Source organism: Nostoc sp. DedQUE04, from assembly GCF_034530995.1.
In the GTDB taxonomy this organism is placed as follows: domain Bacteria; phylum Cyanobacteriota; class Cyanobacteriia; order Cyanobacteriales; family Nostocaceae; genus Nostoc.
In genome coordinates, this window is the sequence record NZ_JAVRCA010000006.1 from 30,167 (window position 1) to 43,599 (window position 13,433).

General features: G+C 39.9%; 4 protein-coding genes. All 4 read left to right on the top strand.

The genetic code is table 11. From position 1 onward, the window contains the following. The first annotated feature begins 235 nt into the window (after positions 1 to 235). The 4 genes from RM049_RS05700 to RM049_RS05715 all read left to right on the top strand — a co-directional run bounded on the left by RM049_RS05700 (position 236) and on the right by RM049_RS05715 (position 13,193). Positions 236 to 1,723 (top strand): serine/threonine-protein kinase, encoded by a 1,488-nt coding sequence (locus tag RM049_RS05700; RefSeq protein ID WP_322703486.1) that lies wholly within the window; start codon positions 236 to 238, stop codon positions 1,721 to 1,723. A gap of 378 nt (positions 1,724 to 2,101) precedes the next feature. After that, positions 2,102 to 2,647: a hypothetical protein gene (locus RM049_RS05705; RefSeq protein WP_322703487.1), complete on the top strand. Its 546-nt coding sequence runs from the start codon at positions 2,102 to 2,104 to the stop codon at positions 2,645 to 2,647. Between the two features lie 57 nt (positions 2,648 to 2,704). After that, on the top strand, positions 2,705 to 7,681 hold the full coding sequence (locus tag RM049_RS05710; RefSeq protein ID WP_322703488.1) for a polyketide synthase: 4,977 nt from the start codon (positions 2,705 to 2,707) through the stop codon (positions 7,679 to 7,681). Positions 7,682 to 7,886: 205 nt separating this feature from the next. Further along, positions 7,887 to 13,193 carry a non-ribosomal peptide synthetase gene (locus tag RM049_RS05715; protein ID WP_322703489.1) on the top strand — a complete coding sequence of 1,769 codons (5,307 nt, stop codon included), beginning with the start codon at positions 7,887 to 7,889 and terminating at the stop codon, positions 13,191 to 13,193. Positions 13,194 to 13,433 lie beyond the last annotated feature (240 nt).

The window sequence follows — 13,433 nt, forward strand, 5'->3', positions numbered from 1 at the left end:
AGGTTTCTATTTACATCTAACTAAAGTAAAGCTAAATTATCTATGACAATTTAACTGCTTGGCATGGCCATACTAGCAGTATATTTTTGATACATATGTTCTTTAGCGTTTGTTTTCCCATGAAGGAGGAAAGTTTTATTTATTCGCTAAATGTCTGTTTGCTGCATAATTCTTGAGGATGCAACACTATTAAATAAAAAAATAATGTTTGCTCCAAATTAATCGGGTATTAGAAATGATTACAAAAATTGAGTCAGGAACTTTAATAAATAACCGTTATCAGATTCAGAAATTTCTTGGTAAGGGAGGATTTGGACGAACTTACCTAGCATTAGACAATCAGCGATTTGATGAACCTTGTGTTTTGAAAGAGTTTGTACCAACAGCGTCAAAAGCAGAAAATCTACGGAAATCCCAGGATTTATTCGAGCGTGAAGCAAAAGTTTTATACCAGATTCAGCATCCTCAAGTCCCCAAATTTTTAGCTTGGTTTACAGATAACCAACGAATCTTTATTGTTCAGGAATATATTAACGGCAAAACTTATTCTGAAATTTTCTCAGAACGCTTGGTGCAGACAGGTCAGCCTTTTTCTGAAATAGAAGTGAGAACATGGCTGACAGATGTATTGCCAGTTTTAGACTATCTCCACGAACGTAAAATAATTCACAGAGATATTTCACTAGAGAATATCATGCTACCTCATAATCAATCTAAACCTGTGTTGATTGATTTTGGCACAGTTAAAGAAAATTATACGCAGATTATGTCTGCTGATTCTCTAAACTTTTATAACTCAATTCGTATTTCAGTAGTTGGAAAGTTTGGTTATTCTCCACCTGAGCAGTTACGTTTAGGATATTCCTATCCTTCTAGTGATATCTATGCACTTGGTGTTTGTACAGTGATTCTTTTAACTGGAAAAATGCCACATGCTCTCTTAGATGAATCACTAAATTGGCAATGGCGTTCTCAAGTCAATATAAGCGATGATTTTGCCAAAATTATCGAAAAAATGTTAGTAGAAGAACCAAATGCCCGCTTTCAGTCAGCTAAAGAAATTCTCCTTGTCTTGAATAATCTAGACAGTAGTTCATCTGTTTTACCTCGTTTTGACTTCAAAATTACATCTCCAATAAAGGCTATTAAGATTCGTAGACAAAAAAAAGAAACTAATAAGGCATTAGAAGAACTATTAATTTTACAAAATTTAGAACGTAATCTGAGACAATCTAATAATATAAATGAAAATATTAGTCTGCAAAAACCTATTTATCTCAACTTAAATTTATCAGAGTATATAAAGCAAAAATCGAGTGTTAATTCTGAGTCTTCTACTCATGCCTTGATTAAAAACTCGACAATACTCACAAAAATTAATAATTTTTTAACGAAAATAACTACTAAGGAAGTAGCAGAAAATAATGAGTGTAATAACAAAATTTATATTCAACTTAACATACATAATTTTCTGGATAATTGTTCGGTAACTAGTAATTTACAGCTTTTTGAACTTCTCAAGAAAGAATATACTAACTTTGTTGGGCCAATTGCACAGCTAATTATTAATCAAGTACTAGTAAGTTTTCCAGATTGTTCTATCAAACAAATTATTGAAATATTAACAGCAGAAATTCCTGAAAAATTAATGGCAGAACAGTTTCAAAAGCACATGTATAAGATAATTGAATCAAAATTGTATATTTTACAAACTACTGAATAAGTAGCTGTCATCAACTGTATGTCAAAATAACTTTTGTAGGCGATCGCAGCTCCCAAAGCGCTTTAAATCTACGGTTTTTCGCCACATCAATATTTATAAGTTAACTATATCGCTTATAAATCCTTTATAAATTACTTAATATTTTATTTTTTACTCTTTTCCTTCAAAGACGCTATATGAAAGGCGATGGCGGAGGCGTTCGACAAATTATTTAGGGCTTTATATATTTCTTAATATTTGCTATTTACGGCTATCTTTTCTAAAAACTGCTTTTTACTTGCATAATTTTATAGATTAGATCGGTAATATACATTGTAAGCAACTCTCCTAATTTTTTGAATGAATTTACTCATCTTAGTTATATATTAGAGTAAAAAAATGAACTTTTTAGTATTGGTTAATCAGCAGCATGAAGAAATACAAAATGTTGATGAAAGTAACCTCAACCTAAATAAACATTCTGTCAGGAACATAATTAGTATTCGAGGTGCTAATTATTCCACTCAAGCTATTGAAAAAACCGTAGATCAAAGCCATCCTTCCTTAAGACAAAATGCAGGAGTGGCATTTACCGTCGAAATTAATTATCAAGAACGACTAGTAGTTATTCAAGAAGTCAAGAGAACCTATTCACGTATTCTGAACGTGGATGAAGTAATTCAAGCTATCCGTTTTGCTGTGTTGGAAGAACATGGATTGCAAATATATGCTGTAGTACTTCTAAAGGCAACTAGTCTCCCAAAAGACTCTGATGGAAAGATTGACCGTCAAACTTGTCAGAAAATTTTTCTGAATGCAAGTTTGGATGCAATCCATACTTGGACAGTAAACCCTCAACAAGATTTGCAGCAACTACAGGCAGATGTAGATGCTTTGTTAGAAAACATACAAATGTCTCAACAGGCACAGTTCAAAGTCTCTTAACTTCACTATTAATTACAAACTCCGTCCATTACTAGATTTCTTATAAGGAAAAAGCAAATGATTACTAGCCTCAACAATTTTGCCAATAAAAATAATGTTAACTTTTCTACTTTAATAGACCTTTTAACTTATAGAGCGCATAATCAACCTGAGCAAACAGCTTATACTTTTCTTGTTGATGGAGAAACAGAAAGCGTTAACTTAACTTATCAAGAATTAGATCGAAAAGCACGCGCGATCGCTACTCAACTTCTGCAACAGGGAGTACCAGGTTCGCGGGCTTTGTTACTGTATCCACCTGGACTAGAATTTATCGCCGCCTTTTTTGGTTGTTTATATGCTGGTTTTGTCGCAGTTCCAGCTTATCCACCCCGACACAATCAAAAAATGTCTAGGCTACAGGCGATTGTATCTGATGCTGAAGCGGTAGTAGCATTGACTACAGAATCTATATTGACAAGCATCTCGCCTCAATTAGCTGAAAATATTACATTAGCGGTGATACCCTGGATCGCAACTGATAGTATTAACATCGATATAGTTGAAAATTGGCAGCATCCAAATGTCAATAGTGATACTTTGGCTTTTCTGCAATACACTTCGGGTTCTACTGGCACACCGAAAGGAGTAATGATTACCCACGGTAATTTATTACATAATTCCCAACTAATCTATAACTTTTATCAACACACACCCCAAAGCCAAGGTGTAATTTGGCTGCCACCATATCATGATATGGGATTAATTGGCGGGGTTTTGCAACCGATATATGGTGGTTTTCCAGTAACGCTGATGGCACCAGTTGCTTTTTTGCAAAAGCCTTTCCGTTGGTTGCAGGCGATTTCTAATTACAAAGCAACTACCAGTGGCGGCCCAGATTTTGCTTATGACCTCGCCTGTCGCCAAATTACCCCCGAACAACTAGCAAGTCTTGATTTGAGTAGTTGGAAAGTTGCGTTTACAGGTGCTGAACCGATACGGGCCGAAACACTGGAACGTTTTGCCGAAACTTTTGCTCCTTGCGGTTTCCGTCAAGAAGCTTTCTATCCTTGTTATGGGATGGCGGAAACGACTTTAATTGTATCTGGGGGTTTAACATCTGAAGTTCCAATTGTTCGTCATATTCAAACCACAGCTTTGTCACAAAACCAAGTCATAGATACTACTGCTGAAGCTGGCGGCAAAGCGATTGTTGGTTGCGGTAAAAGTAGCCCAGACCAAAAAGTATTGGTTGTAAATCCCGAATCATTTATGCCTTGTGCAGATGGACAGGTGGGAGAAGTTTGGGTATCAGGGCCTAGCGTTGCTCAAGGTTACTGGAATAATCCCGAACAAACAAAAAATACTTTTCATGCGTATCTTGCAGACAATACAACTGGCCCTTTTTTGCGGACTGGAGATTTAGGCTGTTTACAGGATGGTGAGTTGTTTATCACTGGCCGTCTCAAAGATTTAATTATTATCATGGGTCGCAACCATTATCCGCAAGATATTGAATTCACCGTGGAAAATTGTCATCCGGCACTACGTCCTGCTAGTGGTGCAGCTTTTGCAGTCGAAATCAATAACTCAGAAAGGTTGGTCATAGTCCAAGAAGTCGAACGCTCTCATCTCCGCAAACTCAACGCTGATGAAGTCATAGCAGCAATTCGTAAAGCTGTAGCCGAACACCATGACTTGCCAATTCATGCCATTGTCTTAATTAAAACAAACAGTTTGCCCAAAACTTCTTCCGGCAAAGTGCGACGCAGTACCTGCCGAACTGAGTTAGAAGCTGGTACTCTTGATGTAGTCGCCCAGTGGAGTGCTGATGCTCCCAACAAGACGCAAGAAGCAATTGCACCACAAGTAGAACAAACAGTAAACACCGAAGCGATCGCAGCTTGGTTAGTTGCAAAAGTTACTGAACAATTGCAATCTCCCCAGGAAATTAATATTGACGAACCGCTGGCACAATACGGTCTGGGTTCCTTGGCAGCCGTGAGAATTTCTGGAGAATTACAAGAATGGTTAGGACGGGAACTTTCACCGACGCTGTTATATGATTACCCTTCTATCGCTGTTTTGGCACAATATTTAGGTGATGGAGTGTCACAACCGAAGATCATAGCGCAGCAGCAAACAGAAAATAATGCGATGCCTTCTCTACGAGAGGCTTCTCTTTCAGAGACGCTAACGCGAACGCCAACGGCAGGCGGAGCCATCGCGATCGTTGGTATTGGTTGCCGTTACCCTGGTGCTAATAACCCAGAAGCTTTTTGGCAATTACTCCGTAATGGTGTTGATGCCATTAGTGAAGTACCTAAACAGCGATGGAATATCGATACTTTCTACGATCCAAACCGTGCAACACCAGGCAAAATGAATACTCGTTGGGGTGGCTTTTTAGAGCAAGTAGACCAATTTGACGCGCAATTTTTTGGCATTTCCCCACGCGAAGCAGAATCTCTCGACCCACAACAGAGATTATTACTAGAAGTTAGCTGGGAAGCGCTGGAAAATGCAGCTTATCCACCAGATAAATTAGCAGGAACCAATACAGGTGTCTTTGTCGGGATTAGTAATTTTGATTACTCTCAGTTGCAATCCAAACAAATTACTGGATTAGATGCTTACACGGGTACAGGTAACGCTTTTAGCATCGCCGCTAACCGTATTTCCTATTTGTTAGATTTGCGCGGGCCGAGTTTGGCAGTAGATACAGCTTGTTCTTCATCTTTAGTTGCAGTTCACCAAGCTTGTCAAAGTCTGCGTCAGGGAGAATGCGAACTGGCCTTAGCTGCTGGTGTAAACTTAATTCTCACCCCACAATTGACGATTACATTTTCCCAAGCCGGGATGATGGCTAGTGATGGTCGTTGTAAAACTTTTGATGCCGATGCTGATGGTTATGTCCGGGGAGAAGGTTGTGGTGTAGTAGTTCTCAAGCGTCTTAGCGATGCGCGCCGGGATGGTGATAATATCCTGGCAGTGATTAAAGGTTCGGCAATTAATCAAGACGGACGCAGCAACGGACTGACAGCACCCAACGGCCTAGCCCAACAAGCAGTGATTCGGCAAGCGATGCAAAATGCAGGTGTTTCACCTGATGAAATCGGTTACATTGAAGCCCACGGTACTGGAACCTTTTTAGGCGATCCTATCGAAATCAATTCTCTAAAAGCTGTACTGACGCCAGGGCGATCGCCGGAAAATCCCTGTGTGATTGGTTCGGTCAAAACCAACATTGGACATTTAGAAGCAGCAGCGGGAATCGCTGGTTTAATTAAAACTGTACTATCGCTAGATCGCGAGGAAATTCCACCCCATCTGCACCTCAAACAAGTTAACCCCCACATTTCTTTGGCTGGAACGTTATCCATCCCCACTGTATGTGTACCTTGGCATCGAGACGATAAACGGCGCTTGGCTGGTGTATCTTCTTTTGGTTTTGGTGGTACTAATGCCCATGTAATTTTAGAAGAAGCACCTCTTCAAAAACAAACAGACCGCGATGAACGGCAGATGCATCTTTTCACACTCTCTGCTAAAAGTGAAAATGCTTTGCACGATTTAGCACGAGATTATGAAAATTATCTTGGTAATAACCCTGATGCGTCATTAGCAGATATTTGTTTTACGGCTAATACCGGACGTTCTCATTTCGAGCATCGCCTAGTTGCGATCGCTCAATCTAATATCCAATTACAAACGGGACTTGGTGCTTACACGGCTGGTAAAAAAACATCTCAGTTAGAAAACGGTAAAATTAGCGGCAAAAAGCATCCCAAAATCGCTTTTTTATTCACAGGTCAGGGTTCCCAATATCTAAATATGGGTCGCCAACTTTACGAAACTCAACCGACCTTCCGCGCTTGTATCGACCAATGCGATCAAATTTTGCGGTTACATTTAGATAAACCTCTGCTGTCGGTTTTGTATTCTGATGAAAGTAGCTGCATCGATGAAACTGCCTATACCCAACCAGCTATATTTGCTGTAGAGTACGCTTTGGCGCAATTATGGAAGTCTTGGGGTGTGGAACCAACAGCAGTAATTGGTCACAGTTTCGGTGAATATGTGGCTGCTTGCATTGCTGGAGTATTTAGTTTGGAAGTAGGACTGAAGCTAGTTACCGAACGATCGCGCTTGATGCAAGAAATCAAGTCAATCGGTGCGATGGCTGCGGTGTTTGCCAATGAAGCGCAAGTGCAAGCTGTGATTGAATCTTACACAGAACTTACCATATCTGCGGTTAATGCTCCTAATAATATCACCATCTCTGGTGCGATCGCCAAAGTTGAGGCAGCGATCGCCCAATTCACAGCCCAAGGAATTGAGACTCGACGCTTGAATGTATCTCATGCTTTCCATTCTCCTTTAATGGATGAAATGCTTGATGCTTTTGAACAAGTAACAAGCCAAGTCAAATTTCAAGCACCACTGATTCCTTTAGTTTCCAATGTCACCGGGAATTTTCTACCAGCAGGACAAGTACCTGATGCCAAATACTGGCGATGCCATACGCGCCAAGCTGTAAGATTTATGGCAGGGTTGAATACTTTATTGGCAGAAGGTTACGAATTATTCATAGAAATTGGTGCTAAACCAGTTCTTTCTAGTCTGGGTAAACGTTGTCAGCAAAGCGAAGATTCGGTTTGGTTGCCTTCTTTGACTGCAAAGCGAGATAATTGGCAAACATTATTGGAAAGTGTATCAGTATTGTATCTGCGAGGAGTAGATATTGACTGGACGGGATTTGAAAGCGATTATTCGCATCAGGTACTTCCAGTTCCTACTTATGCGTTTCAAAGAAAACGTTACTGGGTTCAATCGCAAAATTCGGTTGACAGTACAGCAGGAAATCTCAATAGCAATGGTTCTAAACCTGTTGCTTTTAATGGTGATGCTAGAAGAATACCATCTCAAGCATTGGTAGAAAAAATGCTCAAACAACAACTACAGATTATGTCTGAGCAATTAGAAGTTTTGCGTAGTCATAATTTGTCTACAGACAAATTCTTGCCATTCCAGAATGGAATACGGTCAAGATAAGCCCAAATTTAGCGAAAAATAGAACGGTAAGTCAGTGATTGCATAAATTAATTGACTTACCCCTATGAAAACATAGGCGATATATAGGACTCATTTTATTTTTGCGAAGCTAGGTACACATTTATTTCTTCTCTTCTTCCTTTTATATATAGCCCCTGAAAAAACTAATCAGATGAAATTCCAACCAAGCAATTGATAAAAACTCATGAACACATATACTCTTAACAGTGATAATTCTTATTTTCAAGTTACCAGTCAACCCCATAAATGCCAAAAATTATTAACAGAACTACGTACAATTATTGCAAATTTACTCAAATCCGATCCAGAAGATATTGATGTTCATGCTCATTTTTTAGACATGGGTGCTGATTCAATAGTGCTAATTGATGCCATTCGTCAAATTGAAAATACTTTTGGAATTAAAATTACGATTCGTCAGTTATTTGAAGAACTAACAAACCTGAATGCGTTAGCAAATTATATTGATGAGAGTATACAACAAGAACCTATGAAATCTCAAATTCAAGAACAACCCGAAATATCACTCTCTCAAGCCTCAGAAACGACATCCGAAACATTAGTAGAAATCGTTCTTCGGCAGCAGTTTGAATTGATGTCCCAACAGTTGGAAATCTTGCGTAATTCAAGCTCATCAACAAATTTAAATTCTTCCTCTAGCCCACATAAAGAAGCGAAATTTGTTCATAACCCAGTAGAATTACACAAATCAACCGCAAAAAAAGATTTTCCCTCTTCTTTTTGGCGAGTTGAACAATCGTCAGCCAAAATCCTCACCCCACAACAACAACAATATTTAGATTCTCTGATCGCCCGTTATACCAAACGTACAGCGAAATCCAAACAGCGATCGCAAACCTATCGCCCTGTCCTCGCCGACAGAAGGGCTTCTGTCGGATTTCGTCCCGAAACTAAAGAAATCCTCTATCCTATTGTTGGCGATCGTTCTCAAGGTTCAAAAATTTGGGATATTGATGGCAATAAATACATAGATATTTCTATGGGTTTTGGCGTACATCTTTTTGGTCATGATGTTCCCTTTATTACAGAAGCTCTAGAAAATCAACTCAAGCAAGGGACGCAAATCGGCCCCCAATCTAAACTTGCTGGTGAGGTAGCAACTTTAATCTGCGAAATGACAGGAATGGAACGAGTCACTTTCTGTAATTCAGGTACAGAAGCGGCGATGACAGCGATGCGTATAGCCCGTGCAGCTACAGGTCGTGCCAAAATTGCTATTTTTAAAGGCGCTTATCACGGTCATTTTGATGGCACCTTAGCCATACCACAAACATCTGAGGATGGAAAATTACCAGCACACCCAATGGTTCCAGGGGTGCTGCAAAATATGGTTGATGATGTTTTGCTTCTGACTTATGGGGCTTCTGAATCGCTTGATATTATCAAAGCCAATGCTCATGAATTAGCAGCAGTTTTAGTTGAGCCTGTACAAAGCCGCAAACCCGATTTACAACCTAAAGAATTTCTGCAACAGTTGCGAGAGGTAACACAACAACTAGATATCACCTTGATTTTCGATGAAGTAATCACAGGTTTCCGCGTTCATCCCCGTGGAGCGCAAGCATGGTCTGGTGTTGATGCAGATATTGTCATCTATGGCAAGTTAATTGGTGGGGGAATGCCAATCGGGGTAATAGCTGGAAAAGCAGCTTATATGGACAAAATTGACGGTGGTATGTGGAACTATGGAGATGAATCTTATCCAGAAGTGGAAACGACATTTTTTGCTGGTACTTTCTCCAAACATCCTTTGACGATGGCAGCAACACGAGCCACACTCCTACACCTCAAAGCTGAAGGAGCTATCCTCCAAGAGCGATTGAATCAACGCACATCACAGTTAGCCGCAACACTCAATACTTACTTTGAACAAGAAAATATCCCTGTCCAAATAGTGCATTTTAGCTCGCTTTTTCGCTTTACTTTATCGGGCAATTCTAGCTATCTATATCAGCCTTTAGAAATGGATTTGCTGTATTACTCTTTAATTGCAAAAGGCGTTTATATTTGGGAAGGACGCACCTGTTTTCTATCTACTGCACACACAGATGAAGATGTAAATTATGTAATTAAATCAGTCCAAGATAGTGTACAAGAATTACGCACAGCAGGTTTTTTTCCCAAAAAGCTAAAATTATCGATAGTCCAAAAGCAGACACATAACACATCAGACAAATTGAGAAATTCTGTAGATTTGGAAACCCAAATTAAAAGTGAATTAGAACTAAAACCAGCATTCAAAATTCCCCTGAGTGATGCCCAAAAGCAGCTTTGGTTTTTAGCTCAAATTGGTGACAATGGGTCTTTAGCTTACAACATTTCCCTCAATATTCAATTACGGGGTACACTTCATCTAGCAGCCATGCGTCAAGCAGTGCAGCAAGTGATACAACGTAATGAGGCTCTACGTACAACTATCAGCAGTCAAGGCGATTTTCAAGAAATATTACCATCACTGCAAATAGACGTTCCTGTAATTGACTTTTCAAATGTAGAAGATGGCAACTTTCAACTAGCCCAGTGGTTGCAAAATGAAAACCGCGAATCTTTTGACCTCACCAACGGGCCTTTATTCCGCGTTCGGATTTTGAAATTAAAAGACCAATTGCATATATTAGTTGTTAGCGCCCATCACATTATTACTGATGGCTGGTCAATCAGCGTTATCTTGCAAGAAATGATTGCATTGTATTCAGCAACTTGTCAGGGTGATGTTTGCCGGCTAGAACCACCGATGCAATATAGTTCATATCTTGACTGGCATCGTCAATACTGTGAAACAGACGAGATGAAAGCTCATGAATCTTATTGGTTACAGAAGTTTGCCAGCCCAGTTCCAGTTTTAGACTTGCCCACTGACCGTCCTCGCCCACTAATCAAAACTTATCAAGGTGGCAGACAACAGTTACAGCTTGACAGTAGCTTAAGTGGTGCCATCAAACAATTCAGCAAGCAAAACGGTTGTACCTTATTTATGATGCTGCTGTCTGCATATACTGTCTTACTCTATCGCTTAACCAACCAAGACGACATTACCATTGGTATTGCTGCTGCTGGACGCTCTCTTGAAGGTAGTGAGCGACTAGTTGGTTATTGCAGCCATCTGCTACCGATACGCGGTCAAATTGTCGGCGATGTGACATTCGTCGAACATCTCAAAACTTGCAAAAGTTTGTTGTTGGATGCCTATGAGCATCAAGATTATCCTTTCGCTAAATTAATTGACAAACTGGGAGTAAAGGCTAGTAGCAGCATATCTCCTTTGGTGAACGCCACCTTTAACCTGGAGCGCCCCGTAGACATTCCCCAAATGTATAATTTGTCAAGTAGCTTGTTACCTCAATCTATAAGTTTTGCTGACTACGATCTAGGCTTGAATGTGACTGAGATTGAAAACGAGTTACTGTTGGAATGTGATTATAATGCAGACTTGTTTGATGCTGCCACTATCGACCGCATACTTGGACATTACCAAACCTTATTGATGGCGATTATTGCCAGCCCCCAAACATCGCTCTTGCAATTATCCTTATTAACAGCAACCGAACGCCATCAAATACTGGTTGAGTGGAATAACACTCAAACCGACTATCCCCAAGATAAATGTATTCATCAAATATTTGCACAACAAGCACAATTAACTCCGAATGCTGTAGCAGTAGAATTTGCTGAAGAAAAACTGACCTACCGAGAGCTAAATCAGCGTGCTAACCAGTTAGCGCATTTCCTACAAAGTTTAGGTGTAAAACCAGAAGTGCTTGTAGGCATTTGCGTTGAACATTCTGTAGAAATGTTAGTAGCGATGCTGGGTGTTCTCAAAGCTGGTGGTGCTTACGTACCCCTAGACCCGGCTTATCCTCAAGAACGCTTGGCTCATATGCTAGGTGATTCTCAAGCCTCAGTGCTACTGACAAGTGCTGAATTAGAGAGTCAACTGCCTCCACACTCTGCAAAACTAGTACTATTGGATACGGATTGGCAAGCGATTTCTCGTCAATCAATCACGAATCCTGTTAGTGTTGTTGAGCCGACAAATTTAGCCTATGTGATTTATACTTCTGGTTCTACTGGCAAATCGAAAGGGGTACTAATTCCGCACCAAGCCTTAGTAAACCATAACTACGCTATAGCTAAAAATTATGAACTAAAAGTGAGCGATCGCGTCCTACAATTTGCAAGCTTTAGCTTTGATGTAGCTGCCGAGGAAATATTTCCTACTTGGTTGAGTGGAGCAACTTTGGTACTACGACCAAAGAAAATGTTTGCGATCGCAGATTTTGTGCAATTTGTCAAAAAACAAGAATTGACTGTCCTAAACCTGCCAGTAGTATACTGGCAAGAGTGGGTTTCCCAAATGCCCCATATCAGCTGGGCAGAAAATGTACGTTTATTGGTTCTTGGTAGCGAAAGAGTCCCATTAGAGCGGTTTATTACTTGGCAACAGCAAGTAGGTAGCAACGTTAGTTGGCGAAACGCTTACGGCCCTACTGAAGCTACAATTACAGCTACAGTCTATGATTCCCAAGTGAGTTTAGAACATCAAACAGCTTCTTCACTGTTTATTGGTCATCCCATAGCTAATACTCAAATTTATATTCTCGACCATCATTTGCAACCAGTGCCTATCGGTGTTGCAGGTGAATTGCATATTGGTGGTAATGGTTTGGCACGAGGTTATCTTAACCGTCCAGAATTAACAGTCGAAAAGTTTATTTTCAACCCCTTTAGTAATGAACCGACAGCCCGTTTGTACAAAACAGGAGATTTAGCTCGACACAGAAGCGATGGTACTATTGAATTTATCGGTCGAATTGATAACCAACTGAAAATTCACGGTTTCCGTATTGAGTTGGGAGAAATCGAAGCAGCGCTGAGTCAACATCCACAAGTCAGAGAGTGTGTAGTTATAGCCAGCGATGACCAATTAAATAATCAGCGATTGCAAGCATATATTGTTTTTCATCAAGAGCAAAATGTAGATAGTAGGGAACTGCATCGCTTCCTCAAGCAAAAATTGCCTGAGTACATGTTACCCTCTACTTTCTTCCAAATAGAAACCATACCGCTTACCCCTAATGGTAAAATCGATCGTCTTACTCTAAATCGCTTGGGTGTGTTAATCAACAATATTGAAGTGAATATGGTTTCACCCCGCAACCCTATCGAGGAGTTACTAGCTTCTATCTGGGCTGAAGTTCTAAACTTAAAACAAGTCGGTATCCACGATAATTTCTTTGAATTGGGAGGCAATTCGCTCTTAGCTATGCAACTTGTAAATCAGATCAACGAAGCCTTCTTGATAGAGTTACCGTTGCGTAGTTTATTTGAATGCTCGACAATCGCTCAAATAAGCGAATTGGTACAGACTCACAAACTTGAACAAGTAGAAAGTGATGCTCTAGAACAAATTTTAGCTGAAGTTAATGAGTTAATGGATACAGAAATCGAACAAATGCTTGCCAACTTTTAGTAGACTAACATAGCAGGGTAAGCGCATCTCAAACGCTATTGACAAGCGGGTTTAGAGGTATCCTTATGTTGGGATAAACAAGCAGCAAGAATAGTCAGCATTCTGAAGCATGAATTACCCAACTCTTTACCAAAGCTTTCTCGTTGAACAAGAAAAAACTTTTCCCCACAATGCCAAGAAGTCAAGAAGTCTATTTTTTACTAACTCAAACAATGTACCAATACGAGTTCTCGATATGCT